The sequence below is a fragment of the Shewanella sp. Isolate13 genome (genome assembly GCF_022398325.1).
GTDB lineage: Bacteria > Pseudomonadota > Gammaproteobacteria > Enterobacterales > Shewanellaceae > Shewanella.
The window spans coordinates 221875-241120 of the sequence record NZ_JAKEVD010000001.1 but is presented as its reverse complement, the minus strand read 5'-3'; the positions used below and the strand labels follow the sequence as shown (position 1 = coordinate 241120).

Sequence of the window (19246 nt, the reverse complement as noted above, 5' to 3'; positions counted from 1 at the left end):
TGTTTTATTTTGTTCGTCGGCATTTCTTTTTTGCCATCATTTTAGATATGGCACCAAGATCCAAGACTTGCAGAATGAGGTTGGGAACCGTTTTGACTCTAATAGTTGCATCGCGCCAAATGATGTGAGCTCAAACAATAATTATCCTTTTGGATTCATTAGTTTATTTCTAATTAGCGTGTCTGTTTTTCTCTATCTGACGTTAGGTCGATATCAAAACTTGGATTCAGCCATGGTTGACTACAATGTCGATTATCTGCTTGTTGCCGATATCAACAAGGGACAGAAGCTCGCCGAAAAGAATCCTGATGATCCACTGGTGTTGTTAGGTTTAGCCCAGTCGTATATCGATGGTGGCTTATATAAAGATGCGATCGAAACCTTAGATAAATTGCTGGTGATTAACAGCGAGAACACTGAGGCCTTAGGGTTAAAAGCATCATCCATGTACTACCGAGATGGTCGGGTAATCAACATGGACACCTCTTTAGTGATCGCGAGGGCGCTAACTCTGCATCACGAAGAGCTCAATACCCGCTTACTCATCGCCAATGATGCTTACCTCAATGGTAACTACCAGAAGGCGATAGATAACTGGAATATTGTGTTAACCAATAAGGTTCAGGTGTTTAATCGTGACGCTATTAATTTTGCGATTGAAAAGTCTAAGCAAAAACTCACGCAAGTTGGTTTCGACTAACTCATTAACGCCTAAATAAACGCTAGAAAAATATTAAATTAAAAAAATAACGTGTCGGTTTAATACCGATAATCGGAGGATGCTGTGAGTGAAAATCTAGAGAGACGGAGGTTCCTTAAAGGTCTAGGAGCCAGCTCTTTGATATTGGCACCGCTTGGGTGTAGCTCGGTCAAAGACAAGGAAGATACCAACAAGCCGCACTATGTAATGGTTTTCGACCAAAACAAATGTGTTGGTTGCGGTGAGTGTAAGGAAGCCTGTAACAAGGCTAACCACTTGCCAGAAGGTAAATCTCGCCTGTTAATGGAAGAGCAATCAAGCGCCGTTGAAGGTCAACCTTGTCCACACTGCGGTAAAACAACTGACTGTGGTTGTCAGCGTAAGTTTGTGCGTGTTTCATGTCAGCAATGTAAGAATGCTCCTTGCGTAACAGTTTGCCCAACAGGCGCTGCACATCGCGATGAGAAGACCGGCATTGTGACCATGGATGCGGCGAAATGTGCCGGTTGTAAATACTGTATCGGTGCTTGCCCTTACGATGCACGTTTTATCAACAAAGAAACTGACGTAGCCGACAACTGTGACTTCTGCCTAAACAGCAAGCTTGCTATTGGCGAGTTACCAGCCTGTGTTCAGCAGTGCCGTTACGATGCGCTGATCTTTGGCGATGCAAACGATCCAACTTCATATGTGAGCAAGCTATTAGCAGTTAAGGACTCGGTACGTATTAAGCCGGGCTTCGGTACTGAACCTAGCCTGCGTTACATCCCTATTGTGAAGCTAGGAGTATAGTCATGGACGGTAATATTGAATTTACAATGGGCCTTTCACAAGGCATCGCTTGGCCTTGGCCTATTGCGGTTTACCTGTTCTTTGCTGGTATCTCTGGTGGTGCATTAGCGGTAGCGCTGTTCATTCGTTTTTATAAGAAGCAAACTGAAAACACGCCTTTCCTTAAGGCGGCGTCTTTAGTTTCATTAGTGACGATTGCACTGGGTATGATCTGTCTAGTTCTAGACTTAACAAACCCGCTGTTCTTCTGGCGAATCTTGGTGTTCTACAACCTAAACTCAGTGATGTCTGTGGGTGTTATCGCCCTGTCTGCATACATTCCTTTGGTAGCGTTGGTGACACTGTTCGCACTAGAAGAAGAGATCAAAGCCTACAAGCCGTTGCACTTCTTGTTGCCAATTATCGACAAGTTACGCGGTATTCGTGCGCCATCTGAAAAGCTAGTACTGGTACTTGCTATGTCAGTGTGTGCTTACACCGGCTTCTTGATCTCTGCGTTAATTCGCTTCCCTATTATCAATACCTCAGTATTGCCTGCGCTATTTGTTGCGTCAGGTCTATCTGCCGGTGCTGCAGCTGCAAAAATGATTGCAGTATCAGTATTTAAAGAAGACCTACACAGCAAAGATATGCACACATTACACGGCCTAGAATGGCCAGTAATGGCGGCAGAAGCCCTGTTCCTATTCATGATTATCATGTCTTTGGCAACAGGTAATGAAGGTGCACAAGCTGCATTCGCTGGATTCCATACCGGTGTTTGGGCCAATGTGTTCTGGATTGGTGTTGTGGGTATTGGTTTTGTTGGTCCACTACTGCTTAACTTCGCCACAGGTAAAGCGTTCAGCCATTCGGCTAAAGCGTTTTTCATGTCTGGTATGTGTGCAGTAGTTGGCATGATGTGCCTGCGTTTATTCATCATTTACGCTGGTCAGTTAAATGCCATCTAGTCGGATTGATTGCTAGCAAGTTAACGACCCCTAAGTTAACTCTGCTATCGATAAATCCAACAAAAATGAGTAGCGAGTCTGCGGTGACTCCTCCCCAATCGCTGAGGCTATGTCTTAGCGGTGGAGTGACCAAAGACTCAATACTAATAGTGCTAGCAAGTTTAAATTGTGGTGGTGTTGAGGCATAGGCTCGTTAAGCGCTTTTCCCTATGGGCGCTTGATGAACTATTCGCTTTAGCTTTACAGCAATTAATTGCGCTAGCTGTGAGTAAGCTTGCCCTTCGAGTGTCGCCCCTGCAAGGCTATCGAAGGGCTAGCCTGAAAGCATGATGGAACTTGGAGAGAAAATGAAAAAGCTAATCTGTTTGTTATTCCTTTTACCCTTGCTCGGTGCCTGCAGCGACAGTAATGCCGATGCCAAGCAATACACGGCTGAGGCCATTCATGAACATGACCGTTGCCATCTGTGCGGCATGATGATCACCAAGTATCCAGGCCCTAAGGGGCAAGTACACCTAAAAGGGCAGGACGTAGTCCCTAAGTTTTGCTCGACTCGCGACATGTTTAACTTCGCGCTGCAGCCAGAAAACAAACGTCAAATTGAAGCGCTATTTGTCCATGACGTCGCAGCTACAGACTGGGAACAGCCTAAAGATGAAGCTTTTACTGAAGCAACTAAGGCTTGGTATGTCTACGGCACGATTAAAAAAGCTGTGATGGGGCCTGCGGTCGCTAGCTTTAAGAATCAAGAGGATGCGGTTAAGTTTGCCGAAGAGTTTGGCGGCGCCGTATTACCCTATGAAAAGATTGATATTGCCCTGTTAGCAGGTGAATAGTAAGTCGTTACTTACTTTTGTACATACTAAAGTATGAAGAAACTCATGATTAATCTTGGTTCAGAGCAAGTGCAGAGCAGTTTGAGAAAGGCAGCGAAACAGCTCTGTCTTAGCACTTGCTTCTGCCTGTTTATTTGCCCGCTTGCCATCGCTAAGAGCTACTCGGTGGCGAACGCCGAAGGCCTTAAGCAGCAACTTAAGAGCGTAAAAGCCGGCGATACGCTCACGTTGAAAGCGGGAGTATATTCGGGCCATTTTGCCATTCATCAGCCTATAACCCTAACGGGGGAAAAGGGCGCGATTATTGATGCAGGCGGTATCGGGAGCGCGATTACCGTTTATGTTTCAGATGTGACCATTTCTAAGCTACAGATCCAAAACTGGGGTGGCGATCTCTATGAACGCGATTCCGGCATATTGCTACAAGATAAGGCAGACCGAGTGCGTATTGACTCTAGCCGTCTTAGTGGTAGTGGCTTCGGTATTTATGCAGAGAACTCAAGCCATATCAGGGTTGTAAACAATATTATCTCAGGTAATCCAGAGCTGTATAAGCTTGATCGGGGAGACGGTGTTTACCTTAAAGGCGTTGACGCCCCTGTGGTTCACGACAACCAAATCTCCCATGTTAGAGATGGTGTTTATCTGGAAACCAGTACCAATAGTCTCGTGTACGATAACCGCTTTCACTCTGCACAGTATGGTATTCACTACATGTATACCAAGCATGATGAAGCCTATGGCAATCAGGTGGATAACGTCGATGGTGGCTACGCCATCATGAGCTCAGAGTTTGTTAATCTGCACCAAAATCAGGCTTCCAATACCTTAGATTTTGGCGTGCTACTCAATATCAGTAACCACTGTATTGTCAGTAATAACCGCCTGTCGCTGGGCCATAACCCTCAGGGAACCGCAGAGCTCGGTAATGAAGGCAAAGGGATTTTTATCTACGGCGCCCGCGATAACGAAGTGAGTCATAACCTGTTTGCCACCAGTGATATCGGCATCTACATGGCCATGGGCGGTGAGAAGAATAAGATCTACGGCAATCAGTTTGTTAATAACAAGACCCAAGTGAAATATGTGGGTGACTCCCTCTTGGAGTGGAGTCATCACGGCCGTGGCAACTACTGGAGCGGCCATATGGGGTGGGATGCAAACCATGACGGTATCGCCGATAAACCTTACCGACCTAACGACAACCTAGATAAACTTTTTTGGCTCTACCCCGAGGCACGCTTTTTGATGAACAGCCCTGTGGTTGCGCTGCTTCGTTGGGTGCAAGGACAGTTTGAATTCGGCCCCGCTACCGGGATTGTCGATAGCTTTCCGCTGCTAAGCATGGACAGCATAGACGGGGAGCGCCTTCGATGAACGCTGCGATCCAAATCCATGGGGTTAATCATGAGAATACAATGTCAGAACTCGCAATACAGCTAACCGAAGTTAGCCTTAAATATAACGATTTTACCGCACTCGATGGTGTCAGCTTTGACGTCGAGGCTGGCCAGACCCTCGCTTTGCTCGGTCACAATGGTGCGGGTAAGTCTAGCCTGATTAAAATCATCTTAGGTTTGATCCTGCCAACAAGGGGCTCGGTGAATATATTGGGGCAAAACGCTCAGGCTAGTCAGGCCAGCAATAGCGTGTGTCTCGGTTACCTGCCTGAAGATGCTAGCTTCTATGACAAGCTGACAGGGTATGAAGTGTTACGCTATTTTGCGGCGTTGAAAGGCGTGAGCCAGCAGCGTGTCGTGTCACTTATCGAAGAGTTTGGCCTCGAATACGCCCAGCATCGACAGCTAAAAACCTATTCTAAAGGGATGAAGCAGCGACTAGGGGTAGCCCAGGCGATTTTATCAGAGCCTAAGGTGCTGTTACTCGATGAGCCTACCGTGGGGCTAGATCCTCAGGCATCGCAGTTCCTCTACGGCAAAATTAATCAGTTAAAGCAGGCGGGCTGCGCCGTGGTGATCTCAACCCATGAGCTGTCTCTGGCTGAGTCCCATCTGGATCGCGCCCTGATCATGGCTAAAGGTAAGCGTCTCGCCCTGGGCTCCTGCGCTGAGCTGAGAAGTGCCTGCACGCTTAAGACCAGCATCGATTTCAGTGAACTTAGTGAGCGGGTAAAGAGCAATGCGTATCTGCAAAAGTTTTACCAAGATGGCTTGTTGCAGATCGCAGCATCACAAAAGAGTGAAATGGTTCAGCACCTAGTTACTCAATGCCAAGTATTTGATTTTGAGATTAAAGAGCCAAGGCTCGAAGATATTTACCACGATTTAATGGGGCAAGCCTTACGCTCCTCGGTTGAGCAGTCATAGAATGCAGATGAATAGACTTAAATCCCCGATTTTGATTATTGCCCATAAAGAGATCTGTGATAGCTCTCGTAATCGCTGGCTTACCTTTATGGGCAGTATTTTTTTACTGCTCTCGTTGAGTGTTAGCTTCGCTGGCAGCGCGGTGACAGGTAGCCTGTATCTACCAGAGCTTGATAGTCTAATGAGTAGTCTATCCACCATCTCTGTATTTATCATTCCGCTGGCGGCAATTTTGCTGTGCTACGACAGCTTTGTCGGCGAGGAGGAGGCGGGCACCTTATTGTTGCTACTGTCGTACCCGTTGACGCGATCACAAATTATCTTCGGTAAGCTACTCGGCCACATCACAGTGATGTTAACCGCAACAGGCGTAGCCTTTGGATTGACGGCGGCGCTACTGTTACTCGTTGGGGAACAGTACGATGGCGGCGAATTAGTGGCGGCATTTATGCAGTTCCTGCTTAGCAGTAACTTGTTGGCTCTGACCTTTATTCTGTTGAGTTACATTGTCAGCTTAAAATGCACCGAGAAAGCTAAGGCGATCGGTTGTTTATTGCTGCTGTGGTTTCTGTTTGTGCTGATCTATGATCTGTTGCTTCTGACCTTGTTGGTATCAGATTTCTCCTTTGCCAATCAATTCTTGATTAATATTCTGATCGCCATGAGTCCGACGGATCTCTATCGTGCGATCAATCTAGTGGCAATTGAGGGAGAGGGCGCCACAGGTAGCTTGGCGATGATAGCGACCACAGATTGGGGCTTATCGGCGATGTACGGCTTATTCCTATTATGGATAACCTCTTTGACGTTTATCTCGCATCGAATTTTTAAGCGTAAGCCGCTTTGAACCAGCCGAGATAAACTCGTTAAGAGGGCCGAAAATACTCTACAACTAAATGAGTAATATCACTAAATTCTAAATCTGTGAACACTGGCGATGATTGGCCGCACAATGGCGGCCATTTTGAGCCAATAATCACATTCTACTTAAGCACTTAGTTGTAAAATTTACGCATTCATAAACCAGTTGCGCATAATAAGTAGTCGAGGTTAGTTGTGTTAAAAATCACTCCTTATTTGGAGTTAGATACTGAAGCTCACCAGTTGGTTGATCATGTGAGTGGTAAGAAGGTGGTGTTAACCTTCTCCGAGTCGGCAGTACTGCATCGTCTTCTGCTATCTTCTAAGCCAGTTTGCTCTAAAGAGGAGCTACTTAGTGCTGGATGGCCCGATCGCGTCGTTGCTGTGACCTCACTCACTCAGTGCATTAGCACCTTGCGTAAGAAGCTTGACGCTTACCGTGAGGTACAACTTAAAACCATCGCACGCCGTGGTTATCAGTTGCATATTTCGACTCAATCCCATGTAAAGATGTTAGCGGTCAATGACGCCGAGTCGATGCGTGCTGCGATTTTCGATGTGTCACTCTTAGTCAAAATTTCCGGCATCGTTATCGCTTTACTACTGCTATTGGTTGTTTGGTATTTTAGCGATGCGCATAAGGCCCAGCAGAACTTGGCTCGCTGGAGTGCCGATGAGCAATTTGAGCTGCAGGTTGGCGGCTTAAAGGGCGATGCTCAGCTGCTTTACAAAGATGATGCACAGCATCTACACCCCTTTATGTGGGAGAAGCATCTACTTCCAGATACTAGCTTCTTGACCTGTCATGAAGATTTCAATGCCTATGCCGCTACCGATGGCGAGAATTACTCCATGGCGCTTTGCCCTGGTAATGATAAAGAGCAGTGTGCGGGTAAAGGCTTAATCAACTTGACCTCGGTGGAGTCAGAGCCTGCAGAGCTTAATCTGCAAGAGTTTGTCGATCTCTCCAGTGCCATGGAGCAGCGTATCCGTTATAACCGAGTGATGTTGCCTGAAAGTACTGACACGGGTGGGGCATTGCTTGAGCATAACTATCAGGCCGATGTGTATTTTCCGGTTAAAGATGAGCTGCTGATCCGCGCCGATATCAACATGTCGCTGATCTATGACTCGTCAGACACCGGTGAATTTCACTCATCGACCTGTATTACCGACCAAGACTGTCTAACCACGCCGATTAAGTACAAGATCCGCGGCAAGTTTAAACAGTACTCGGGGATGATCGGTGGCCTAGAGGCGGATATCTTTAAGGTCAATGTTGAGCAGAAAGACCTGATTAAACCCGATAAGCTCAATGACTCGGCGGTGCGTTTTTATCGCGATTTGAGAAAGCGCGATATTAAGGATGAAGAGGTGTATTACATCCGAATTCATCAGGATCACAAGACTGCGGTTTGGATTATCCCGCTGTTTGGCCAAGTGACGGCTTGGTACCATTATGAGAGATTCGATATCTAATTCTTTGGATATTAGTATATCGAGGTCAAGTTTGGTGACACATCAGGCTGCGCCTGACTTATAAGTTAGACTGCGTCTAACTACTAACGTCGTGGGATGGAATCCCACTTTGGAAGCCCACGGTTATGTGGGCTTTTTTGTGCCCTTTGTTTGGCTGTGGCGCTCCACAGTTGAGCTTTGTCGATATGTGCAATCAAGCAGAGTCTGATTGCTCAAAAGATAGTTTGTTAGACGAAGTCTAACTGGAAGAAATAATTGATGATTAACGAAGACTATTACGTTTGGACTGAAGACTGTCAGTTTGGCTTGCTTGATGCTGCCAATGAATTTACAGAAACGGTTCAAAATAAAAGACAGCTGCTGTCTGTTGATGAGACTTTAGCGTACAAAATGACGATTAAAGGTGACAGTGAAGAACTAGCCGATGTTTACTACTCGCCCAAGTATCTACTGAGTGAAAAGCTCTGCGCTGTGCTACGCACATTTGATTTAAGTTACGTGCAATTTATTCCTGCCAATATTGACCAGAAACCGGAAAAATTTTACCTGTTAAAAGTCATCAACTTTATTTTACTCATTGATGATAAAAAGTCAAAAGTGACGATAAGAAGAGGCAGTATTAAAGGCGTTGATAGATTCTTACTGTCAAATGAGTTGGCCAATATCAATCTAAGCGATAGGTTGATGTTTAAAGTCGGTCATAGCTCGGTCACAGTGGTGCACAAATCCATCGTCGATAGCTTGGCGACCCACAATCTATTAGGTGTGCATTTTATCCCTGTGACGACTTGGAACGCTTGGGCGGGCACAAGATAAGTGTTCACGACCTTTTTCAAGCGAAGCGCGAAGCTGTAGTACTGATCTGTGACACTAGCGCATATCCCATCACTTTGATTCGCATTTTACCTTGCACCAAGGTACTCTTTTAACCCGCTATCTATTTGTTTTCTATTTCTATTCAATCGCCAAGGACGCTGTATGGCTCAGTTTGATAAGTATGTTTCTATCGTTGTCGATCCCCAATCCCCTGAGAGTATTACCTGTGCACTTGCCGAGTATCGTCAGCGAATAAGCGATGGTTCGGCCTTTCGCTTAACCATGAACCTGTTGCTCAATGTGCAGTTTGTTAAGACGGATGGCTCGACGCTTAATTTAGATGATGCTGGCGCTAACCGCGCTTTAGTTGAGCAGGCCTTAAATACTTGTCGCTTTGACGAGCAGCAGAGCTATATCACTGAGCCCGTGCTATTTGGCGCGGCACTGAACTTCCCTGAGCTGATGCCAGAGGTGGTTGCAACACTTGAGGCGTTAGTGGCGTTCTCCCGTAGCCGCAATGACTCTAACGATCTCTGGATAGATGACTACAACGCGTTAGGCATCGAAGCCTTGTATATGTTGATTGAAAGCGACATTTCGTACAGCCCTATGTTAGGTCGCTTCCTTGTGCCTTACTGGGATACGCAAACCATGACTGCGCCGCTGAGCTTACTTAGCCGTTTAGTTGGCAAGCATGGCTGGAGTCGCGAGCTGATCAAGGCTTATGTCTGGTGTGATGGCGCTGAGGTGCGGCGCTATTTTTATGAAGACATCGACTATGACGCAATTCAAGCAGACTTGCTATCGCACCTGCAGTCTCAGCCTGAGGATTACGCTTATTTTAAAAATGAGCTAATAGCGCGGCTGCAAACTAGCCCTATATTGGTATTTGCTGACGAGTCGAGCTCTTTGACCGAGTTGCTGTTTGAGTATTACAGCACCATGGGGGCGTGGCCGGTGGGATGTGAGCGCTGGCAGCTTGAAGATGAACCTGGTGAGTGGAGCGAGCGGGTTAAGCAACAGCTGATTTGTGGCGCCAAGGTCGAAGATGAAGTCATCGCGTTAGCTGCAACGCTCACAGAAGCTCACAGTGAGTCTGGGTATTTCTCGGTCGCTGAAGCTCAGCGTAATGGGCTAGATAATACCTATCAAGCCTGGATACAAGCTGCAGAGGATGAGATAGAAGCTTCTTCAGCAGTTGAACAAGAGCCAGAAGTTGCCCCTGAACCAGAAGTTGAAGTTATCGAGTGGGATGAAGCAACGGGCCGTAAGATCTTTACCTGCTTGCATCCAAGAACTGATTTAATTACCCAAAGTCGACTTGAACGCCTTAACGATGAGCTTGGCTATCGTGACGGCCAAGAGATTATTGAGGCGCTGCCCTATATGCCGCTGCATTTAGGCAGCAGTACTTATTTAGCCTTGCGACTGCATCAAGAGCCAAGCGATGATGAAGTCATGGCAATTGGCCAGTGGTTTGAGCAACACTTAAGTCAACTGCTGAGTGATTTTGTGCTTAAATTTTGCAGAGTCGCCGAGGAAGACTGTGAAGCACTGCGCCAGTGGCTTTGTGGTGTAGAGTCAGATGTTGAGCAAACAGCTAGTGCCGATGTTGACGCCAAAATGATTGAGCTAGTACGTAGCGGTTTGGCAAAAGATGGTGGTAAGTCGGGGCCTGAAATTAGCAGTAAGCAAGCAGCGTACTGGAACTTGTTTACTCATGATGCAGGTCAGCGCTGCATGTTAACCACCTTGCTGCTGCAAAGCGCGAGTCGGTTTAGTCAATGCCAGAGCTCGGAGCTACTCGCACCATCGAGCCCAGTTGTTCAGCTTGCTAAACGTCACTGGCAGATGTGGTTAGCCATCGCACCGCAGCGAGCAATTAATCGCGTCATTAAATTTAAAGCTAATTATGGCTTGTATGCGGCGATTGATGATCAAGATGCAGAGGCATCGCTATTTGATTTATTGCAGCAATTCGGCGTCAGCGATTCTATGCTGGAAGCTTTCACACTAATGGCAGATCAGCAAGTTGCCGATTATCGCCCGGCCAATGCCCGATTTGCCCAGCGTTACGCAGCCAAAGTTGAGCAATATGCTGCAGTCGATAGCACTGACACCAGCATGATTGGACGCCAGCAACTTAAGCAGTTCGAGGCGTTATTGCGTGAGCTGGAGTATTGTCGTGAAGATCAGGTTTTGGAATTTTTCCAACATCTTAAAGCGCTCAATCCAGGGCTTGAATTACCGATAATGCCGATGTTTGAAGTCGCTCTGCTCAATACCTTAAAAGAAGATTTTGAGGACGATAGCGCGCAAACTTTGTATGACAAAGTAATGGCTTATCTAGTCAGTGGTGAGGGCTTAGAGAGCTTGAGTCCGCAGGCGTTGAATAAACCAAAGCTGCAGGGCTGGAATCCTTACCCTATGTATCGCAGTAAAGTGGGGCCTGCAGATTTTGTCTGGTTGTTGCCGCCGGAAATGGCACAGCGTTTGGCATTGTTTTTAGCTCAACTTGGTAAGCGCGGCTTACATTGGTTAGGGCGTTCTTCGATGGAAGAGGCTTATGTGGCGAGCCGTATTCAAGCGGGTGAGATTACAATGGCTGAGCGTTGGCTGCACGCAGAAGTTGGCAATGAGCGCCACGGCGACAGTGATATTGGTGATGCGCTCGATGTGGCTAAGCAAAATTGGGCACTTAATTGGCTCGATAAAGCGGGCGTACCTGAGGCTGCATTAGTGTATTTCGCTGTACATGAGGGTTATGAGCAGCAACAATTTGTTTGCCGATTGGCCACCGAAAACCGCTTACCAGATCTGCAAGATTGGTTAACTGCAAATGAGCGGGTGCAATTACTAGAAATGCTCGCTGATATTGAGTCACTGCCAGAGCCCAGCAAGCAAAGCTTTCTACAGGATTGCTCAAGCGCGGTAAAGCAGTTGGCTGGTAAGCTATTTGGTAATCGCAGTTAACAGCAGAAAGCGCTGTTAAGCCAGAGTTAGGCTGTTATTCTCACCTTAGTCCCCCGTAGGTTAACCACCTCGGGGGATTTTTTTGCGTTTATATATGCTTGCCCCGTTGATAGCATTATCGGTTAATCCATATTGGCTTAAACCTACTCCCCGAAGGACGCTGAGACGGTGAGCAAGGGCTGTTTAAGCCCTTTCATGGCTAGCTGGTTTACCTTGGTGCTTTTGATGAGAGTGTCGTGCTTGGTGGTGAGAACCGTGCGTTTGGAAACGTTATTCTAGGTCTCGCGTGGGCTACAAACCTACGATGATAGTTGTTAGGTTAGGCTTGAGTACATGCTCAGGCGTAGCCTGTGTATTAACCATTTTGACCCCTATTAAAGCAAACTCCTTGACGCCATCTCGGCTAAAGCGGCTTTCCCAAGCTTTCCCTTTCTGTGTTGCATATTGATAGCACACCACCCTGAGCAATATTGAGTCTTTTAGTCCCTTAAATTCGCTCCTTAAAACACCTTTAAATGGCCTTTGACAGCTTATTCGGTATCTAGGCGGATACCTTTCTACTATTTTGCTGCAATGTATCGTCTTCAGTCTACCTCTTAATGGTTATCACCGTGCGAGGCCTTATAGCGTCTAAGTTTGCGCGCTTATCTGCTCATTGTTAGTTTTATTTTTGCCCGCCGTTTTGCAACTTTTTTGCGATTCAAGAAAGCTAAAGTTGTGAATTTTACATCTAAAAAGATCTCTTGATTATTATTTAACTCATTGTTTTATATCGTAAATTCTGTTTTTATATCTGATTGCTTCTAATGGATTTTTAACTGTGCTGTAGCTCAGATTTTTACTGTTTTTTATGTGGAAAATAGCCCTTGCTCAGTTGTCTAGCTCAATCGGTGAACGGTTAGTTTTTAAAAATGTGTGCTTAAAAAAGCCCACAAAAAACAGTGAAAAAATAAAATAATGATAAGTAGGAGTGAATGATGAGACGGTGGAAACACAAGGTAGCATTAAGCGTGCTGTTTTGTTTTGGTGCCATTGCCAATGCGAACGCTGCTGGAAAATACGACAGTATCCCTCAGATGGGTAAAACCGCTAAAGGGGTTATTGCTAATTATGACGGTATGCAACAAGTCAACGGCGTGAAAACGCTGCAGGACTATATTGTTCAAGAAGAAGAGTTATTCAATTATCTTTTTGAAAACCACCCAGTATTCAAATACCACGAAGCGGGCAACTTGATTGGTGATTACCATATTAGTGACCGTGGTGAAGAGTATTTAGATACCGGCCACAGCCCTAACTATAGTGAGCGCGTAGGTACACCTCGCGCAGTTCAGTATCGTTTAGGTGCGAAATCAATTCTAGATTATCCAAACAACTTCGTTGGCCCTGAGAAGTGTGCCGAATGTCATGCGACTCAATATGAGAAGTGGCAACGTTCGCGTCACGCTAAAACAATTCGTTTCCCTGGTGAACACCCAGAAGTGGACAACGATATTGAAAAGACCATGTACAACACCAAAGACACGTCTATTTTGCCAGACGGTATTACGCCAGACATGATCTATGCAACTGTTGGTACACCACGTACTAAATACGGTTTCATCGATGCGTGGCTAGTACGTGGTACTTACCACATCAGAGACGGTCTATTACGTGACGGTAGCGGTAAGATGGTTGCGGGTGCTAACCAGTTCTCTCGTGGTTGGGCAGAATGGTTAACGCCAGAGATGTCTAAGAAAATTAACGATGTTATTCCAGAATTCCCAACAACCCTAGCAGGTTTCGGTGGTTCAGGTTCGCACCAGCAAGGTATGAGTTCATACGGTGCTAAGTACGAAAAAGAGATGTTGTTCCAACCAGCAAGTTCTTACTGTGAAGTTTGTCATACGTTCAAGTTTGACTTCCAAAACAAGCAAGAGTTCTTCGACGCATTAGGCGACCCTAAGAAGCTACAAGAGCACACAATCTCTCGTGGTATTGCTTGTGAAGAGTGTCATGGCGCGGGCGGTCACTTAGATGGTGGTACTGGCGGTATGCAGTCTAACTGTGAACGTTGTCACCAGCGTTTCCAGTATGACCCAACACTTGCTGACACGCCTCAAGCACAAGAGAAGCGTGAATACGCTTTCGGTGTGAAGATGAAGTCACTATGTCCATCATGTGGTACCGAAGGCTCTCAGATGTATAACTCTGAGCACTACGAGAAGGGCATGCGTTGTACTACATGTCACGATCCACACGAAGTGACTGATGGCGATTGGCAGTCAGGTTTCACTACTCCAAAGCTTAAGAAAGACTGTAAAGACTGTCACGAAGCACAGACTTTGATTGCTGAGAACTCAGATACACACAACCAGCAAACTTGTCAAAGCTGTCACATGCCTAACATGGGTAGCTGTGAAAACTTCAAGGCACTGCAGTTCCCTGACCAAGCTGGTTTCGACGCAGTACGTAAGTCACACATGTGGAAGATCCAGGTTGATCCAACACTGAAGACCCTAAACCCACCAGAAGGTGAGCCACGTACTCAAGGTCCTAAGGCTGGTAAAGGTTGGACTGTTGCTAAGAACGAAGAAGGTCGCAACTACTTAGACTTAATGTGGTCTTGTGCACGTACCTCTATCTCTGACCATGACGTGGTTGAGAACAAGGGTTGTCACAGCCAGTTCCAGTCTGAACTTGAAAAAGGCCTACATTACGAAGACCAGTTAGAGATCTACGGTGAAGTAATGAAGATGCAAACACCTGTTAAAGAAGTTTTCTCGAAAGTTGAGCAAGCTCTTGTACGCATCGACCAGCTATTAGAAGTCACTAAGCTGTCTACTGAAGACAAGACTCAAGTGCTAATGCTAGCTGAGAAGGCACAAGAAACTGTTGACCTAATCAAGAAAGATGGTTCTTGGGGTGTGCATGGCTTCCGTTATAGCCAGAAGCGTCTAGATGCTGCACTTACTTATGTAACACAAGCGCAAAACATTCTAGATGGAACAGGTTACGCAGCTAAATAAGCCGCCTAACTAGTTAACCGCCTCGGCATGCATTGCACTGCAATAATTGCCGAGGCAATAAAGAGAAAAAAATGATGAAAAAAGCACTGGGTCAAATTCTGTTAAGCCTTACGTTAATTGCAAGTTCAGCCAACTGTCTAGCAGGTGGTGGTTCTGAGATGGCACCTGCTCATCGTTATGAGCACCAGCTTACTACCATCAGCATGATGGAAGCTGAGTCCTTAGTTGGCAAAGAGGGCGTCTACTTCTTTGATGTGAATACGCTGGAGCTTTGGGCAGAAGGTTTCATTCCAGGTGCGATTTACTTCAATGTTAAAGATTGGAAAAAGTTACTGCCAGCTAAGAAAGATGCAGTAATGGTGTTCTATTGCGCTAACCGCCTATGTAATGCCAGCGAAATTGCTGCTCATGAGGCGATGAAGATGGGTTACACCAACGTTTTGCAAATGCCTGATGGAATATACGGATGGCGCTTGTCGAATCGAGTAACTGAAAAACCATAACAGCAGGATGTTAGGTCATAAACCTAGTTCGTACCGAATTGATTTAAAGAGATAATTATTATGAAAACATTTACAAAAACTACCCTAGCTGTTGTGACAGGTTTCACCCTGTTTATGTCTGCCAATTCAATGGCCGCTACCGAGCTGACATCTGATGTTCAAAAAGAGTCTTACAGTATCGGCGCCTCATTAGGTAAGTACATCTCTGGCCAAATCTACAGTCAAACAGAGCTGGGTGCTGAAGTGGATGTCGATCTAGTGATTGAAGGTGTGGTGGATGCACTAAAAAACAACCCACAGTTTTCAGATGAAGAAATTCTCACTTTCCTTAACCAGCGCGCCGAGCAGCTAAACGCTGCCCGTGAAGCGGCTGAAGCCAAGATAGCCTTGGCAAACGTTACAGCTGGCAATGAGTTTCTAGCTGAAAACAAAAAGAAAGATGGTGTAAAAGAGACTGAGTCAGGTCTGCAATACGAAGTGATTAGCGAAGGTGAAGGCCGTAAGCCTAACCCACAAGATGTGGTTACCGTGCATTACAAAGGTTTCTTAATCGACGGTACAGAGTTTGATGACTCTTATAAGCGCAATGAACCAAACCGCTTTGCCTTGATGAGTGTGATTGAAGGCTGGCAAGAAGGTATTCCATTAATGAGTGAAGGCTCAACTTACAAGTTTGCTATTCCAGCTGCACTTGCCTATGGCGATAAGCAGGTAGGGATTATCCCACCAAGCTCAACCTTAGTGTTTGAGGTGGAGTTAGTTAAAGTGGAAGCGCCAGGTGAAAACGCTCATGGCATGGGCCTAAGTGGTATGGGCATGGGTGGCATGATGGGCGGCGGCCACTAGTTAGTAGAGCGTACTAAGTGTTAATTCGATTATAGAGTTCGATTGTAGAGAGTCACTATGAACAGTTTAGCTATCGGTATTGCTGTCACCCTATGTGCAGTTACCACTTTAATTTTGCGTCATCATCACTCTAGTCAAAAGCTTAGTGTAATGCCGGTAGCTAATTCCTTCAGCAATGACCAAGGCGTTGAACAGGCCGATTTTAAAATTGCCGTTGGACTGTCCATAGTGCTCTGTACAACAACCTTATTAATTTATGCACAGCTTGGTCATTTCGATGGCTGGAACAAGGGAGTGGTAGACGAAAATATTGATTATCTGATCACCGCAGAGATCAATAAAAACGCAAAGAAAGTAAATGAGCAACCTAGCAATGAAATTGCATTATTAAATTTGGCTCAATCCTATGTGGATGGCGGCCTGTATAGCGAGTCGGTGCAGACCCTAGATGACCTACTCACACTCTCTGGCGACAGTGCCACAGTGCTAGGCATGAAAGCGAATGCCATGTACTACCGCGATAAAAGAGAGATGAGTTTAGACATTGATTTGGTTATCGCCAGAGCCTTAGCGCTCGACGAATATGAGCCTCAATCTCGCCTGTTACTGGCCACCCACGCTTATCTAAATGGCGACTATGAGAAAGCTATCGAGCAATGGCTGACCCTACTCAAAAGCGATAAGCAGAACTTTAACCGAGCCTCAATTAATAATGCAATTTATAGAGCCGAGCAAAAATTAGCTAATCGTTCAGTGGCTGCATCTGAGTAAAAGTCACGTAAAACCTAATAAGTATAAATATATCAGCTAAATAGCTGGTAGCTGGAGGATGCTGTGAGTGAAAATATAGAGAGACGGAGGTTCCTTAAGTGCTTAGGAGCCAGCTCTTTGATAATAGCGCCCTTAGGGTGTAGTTCAGTCAAAGAGGGGGAGCCAGACCCAAACAAGCCCCATTATGCGATGGTGTTTGACCAAAACAAATGTACTGGCTGTGGCGAGTGTAAAGAGGCCTGTAACTTAGCTAACAACTTACCTGAAGGTAAGTCTAGACTGCTAATGGAACAGCATTCGGGTGGCATTGAAGGTCAGCCATGTCCGCACTGCGGCAAGACAGTTGAATGTGGCTGTGAGCGTAAGTTTGTGCGTGTCTCGTGCCAGCAATGTAAGAACGCTCCTTGTGTCACCGTATGCCCAACGGGTGCGGCGCACCGAGATGAGAAGACCGGCATTGTGACCATGGATGCGGCTAAGTGTGCAGGTTGTAAGTATTGTATTGCTGCATGCCCATACGATGCGCGTTTTATCAATAAAGAAACCGATGTCGCCGACAACTGTGATTTCTGCTTGAACAGCAAACTTGCCATTGGTGAGTTACCAGCTTGTGTGCAGAAGTGCCGTTATGATGCGCTGATCTTTGGTGATATTAACGATCCGACATCCTATATCAGTAAGCTATTACGGGTAAAAGATTCTGTGCGTATTAAGCCAGGGTTTGGTACCGAGCCAAGCTTACGTTACATACCTATTGTTAAGCTAGGAGTATAGATATGGACGGCAATATTGAGTTTACAATGGGCTTGTCTCAGGGGCTTGCTTGGCCTTGGCCAATTGCTGTGTACTTGTTCTTTGCGGGGATCTCCGGTGGTGCGCTAGCCACGGCACTGTTCCTGCGATTTTACAAGAAGCAGACCACTAACACGCCATTTTATAAAGCGGCTGCATTGATCTCGTTTGTAACAATCAGCTTAGGTATGTTGTGTCTGGTTTTAGACTTGACCAATCCGCTGTTCTTCTGGCGAATTTTGGTTTACTACAACCTAAATTCAGTGATGTCTATCGGTGTTATCGCACTATCTGTGTATATCCCGTTAGTGGCACTCATCTGTCTATTTGCCTTCGAAGAAGAGATCCGCTCGGTTCCTGCACTGAAAGTGTTAGTGCCAGTGGTTGAAAAGCTACAAGGCGTGCGTCGTCCATGTGAAATGGCGGTTCTAGTATTAGCACTGGCAGTGTGTGCTTATACCGGTTTCCTTATTTCGGCGTTGATTCGTTTTCCTATCATCAATACCTCTGTATTGCCGGCGCTATTTATCGCCTCAGGTATTTCAGCGGGTGCTGCAGCAGCCAAAATGCTGGCGGTATCGATGTTTAAGGAAGACCTACATAGCCAAGATATGAAGCTACTGCATGGTGCAGAGTGGCCAATCATGTTTGCTGAAATACTATTCATCTTCATGATCGTGACTTCTCTAATGACAGGCAACGCCGGAGCACAGAGTGCGTTTGAAGCTTTCCATACCGGAGAGTGGGCGGCGGTGTTCTGGTTTGGTGTTGTGGGCTTAGGTTTTGGTGGTCCTCTGCTACTGAACTTCGCCACGGGTAAGACATTTAGCCACTCGGCTAAAGCCTTTTACCTGTCGGGTGTTTGCGCCGTGACCGGTATGATGTGTTTGCGTATGTTCATTCTGTATGCAGGCCAAAACTTCGCTATCTAGCCTTGGCTATTTAGTTAGGTTCGATAGGTTCGCTCCTAATACGTTGTCCCTGCAAGACGCTATTGGGAGCCGAGTCTGTTGTGATAGTTCTCTCTCACCTTGTTGGTTTATCTCCATGGATTAGCAAGGTGTAGAGTTCCCCTCCTAATGATTCGAGTTGGAAGTTGTATGAAAAAGCTGATGCTCATTTTTTTGTTTGTCCCCTTTATGTTTGCTTGTAGTCAAGGCGATGCCGCTTCGCAGCCGACCCATGCCGAGGCGATTCATGATCATGACCGTTGCCACCTGTGCGGCATGATGATCACCAAGTACCCTGGGCCCAAGGGACAGCTAAGGCTGAAGAGTGAAACCATAGTGCCTAAGTTCTGCTCGACGAGGGATATGTTCAATTTTGCCCTACAGCCTGAGAATCAGCGTCAGATCACTCAGCTGAAAGTGCATGATATGGCGGTGACAGACTGGGAACATCCTGAGGATAGTGCCTTTATTGATGCGAAATCAGCGTGGTATGTGTACGGCACCAGTAAAAAAGCGGTAATGGGACCTGCCGTTGCTTCGTTTGCTACAGAAGAGGGAGCGACAAAGTTTGCCAGCGAGTTTGGCGGCGCCGTGCTCACCTATGATCAGATCACCATCGAGCTGTTGGCGGGTGAGTAAAAT

General features: G+C 46.2%; 17 protein-coding genes. All 17 read left to right on the top strand.

Annotation, left to right across the window (positions count from 1 at the left end; genetic code table 11):
* Positions 1-232 precede the first annotated feature (232 nt).
* Entirely contained in the window at positions 233-700 is a 468-nt protein-coding gene (locus tag L1D44_RS00970) for a tetratricopeptide repeat protein (RefSeq protein ID WP_239888430.1), read from the top strand.
* A gap of 84 nt (positions 701-784) precedes the next feature.
* Positions 785-1492 (top strand): 4Fe-4S dicluster domain-containing protein, encoded by a 708-nt coding sequence (locus tag L1D44_RS00965; protein ID WP_239888428.1) that lies wholly within the window; start codon positions 785-787, stop codon positions 1490-1492.
* Positions 1493-1494: 2 nt separating this feature from the next.
* The gene (gene nrfD, locus L1D44_RS00960; protein ID WP_239888426.1) at positions 1495-2442 is read left to right on the top strand and encodes an NrfD/PsrC family molybdoenzyme membrane anchor subunit; all 948 of its coding nucleotides are present in this window, start codon (positions 1495-1497) and stop codon (positions 2440-2442) included.
* Between the two features lie 347 nt (positions 2443-2789).
* Positions 2790-3278 (top strand): nitrous oxide reductase accessory protein NosL, encoded by a 489-nt coding sequence (locus L1D44_RS00955; RefSeq protein WP_239888424.1) that lies wholly within the window; start codon positions 2790-2792, stop codon positions 3276-3278.
* Positions 3279-3323: 45 nt separating this feature from the next.
* Complete coding sequence (gene nosD, locus L1D44_RS00950; protein ID WP_239888422.1) at positions 3324-4655, top strand: nitrous oxide reductase family maturation protein NosD; 1332 nt, start codon at positions 3324-3326, stop codon at positions 4653-4655.
* Positions 4652-5605 carry an ABC transporter ATP-binding protein gene (locus L1D44_RS00945; RefSeq protein WP_239888421.1) on the top strand — a complete coding sequence of 318 codons (954 nt, stop codon included), beginning with the start codon at positions 4652-4654 and terminating at the stop codon, positions 5603-5605. Before nosD ends, L1D44_RS00945 begins: the two co-directional genes overlap by 4 nt.
* A 1-nt stretch (position 5606) precedes the next feature.
* Positions 5607-6452 (top strand): ABC transporter permease subunit, encoded by an 846-nt coding sequence (locus tag L1D44_RS00940; RefSeq protein WP_239888419.1) that lies wholly within the window; start codon positions 5607-5609, stop codon positions 6450-6452.
* 209 nt (positions 6453-6661) lie between these two features.
* Positions 6662-7945, top strand: a complete 1284-nt coding sequence (locus tag L1D44_RS00935; protein WP_239888417.1) for a winged helix-turn-helix domain-containing protein — start codon at positions 6662-6664, stop codon at positions 7943-7945.
* A 258-nt stretch (positions 7946-8203) separates the two neighbouring features.
* On the top strand, positions 8204-8761 hold the full coding sequence (locus tag L1D44_RS00930; protein ID WP_239888415.1) for a DUF1629 domain-containing protein: 558 nt from the start codon (positions 8204-8206) through the stop codon (positions 8759-8761).
* Positions 8762-8923: 162 nt separating this feature from the next.
* Positions 8924-11734 carry a hypothetical protein gene (locus L1D44_RS00925; protein ID WP_239888414.1) on the top strand — a complete coding sequence of 937 codons (2811 nt, stop codon included), beginning with the start codon at positions 8924-8926 and terminating at the stop codon, positions 11732-11734.
* A 977-nt stretch (positions 11735-12711) separates the two neighbouring features.
* Positions 12712-14742 (top strand): cytochrome c3 family protein, encoded by a 2031-nt coding sequence (locus L1D44_RS00920; protein ID WP_239888479.1) that lies wholly within the window; start codon positions 12712-12714, stop codon positions 14740-14742.
* Between the two features lie 74 nt (positions 14743-14816).
* The gene (locus tag L1D44_RS00915) at positions 14817-15245 is read left to right on the top strand and encodes a rhodanese-like domain-containing protein (protein WP_239888478.1); all 429 of its coding nucleotides are present in this window, start codon (positions 14817-14819) and stop codon (positions 15243-15245) included.
* A 60-nt stretch (positions 15246-15305) separates the two neighbouring features.
* A complete protein-coding gene (locus L1D44_RS00910) occupies positions 15306-16091 on the top strand; it encodes an FKBP-type peptidyl-prolyl cis-trans isomerase (protein WP_239888412.1) in 786 nt (261 codons plus the stop codon).
* Between the two features lie 57 nt (positions 16092-16148).
* Positions 16149-16862, top strand: coding sequence for a nitrite reductase (locus tag L1D44_RS00905; RefSeq protein ID WP_239888410.1), 714 nt, complete (start codon positions 16149-16151; stop codon positions 16860-16862).
* Positions 16863-16925: 63 nt separating this feature from the next.
* Complete coding sequence (locus tag L1D44_RS00900; protein ID WP_239888408.1) at positions 16926-17636, top strand: 4Fe-4S dicluster domain-containing protein; 711 nt, start codon at positions 16926-16928, stop codon at positions 17634-17636.
* A 2-nt stretch (positions 17637-17638) separates the two neighbouring features.
* On the top strand, positions 17639-18586 hold the full coding sequence (gene nrfD, locus L1D44_RS00895; protein ID WP_239888407.1) for an NrfD/PsrC family molybdoenzyme membrane anchor subunit: 948 nt from the start codon (positions 17639-17641) through the stop codon (positions 18584-18586).
* Positions 18587-18754: 168 nt separating this feature from the next.
* Positions 18755-19243 carry a nitrous oxide reductase accessory protein NosL gene (locus L1D44_RS00890; RefSeq protein ID WP_239888405.1) on the top strand — a complete coding sequence of 163 codons (489 nt, stop codon included), beginning with the start codon at positions 18755-18757 and terminating at the stop codon, positions 19241-19243.
* Positions 19244-19246 lie beyond the last annotated feature (3 nt).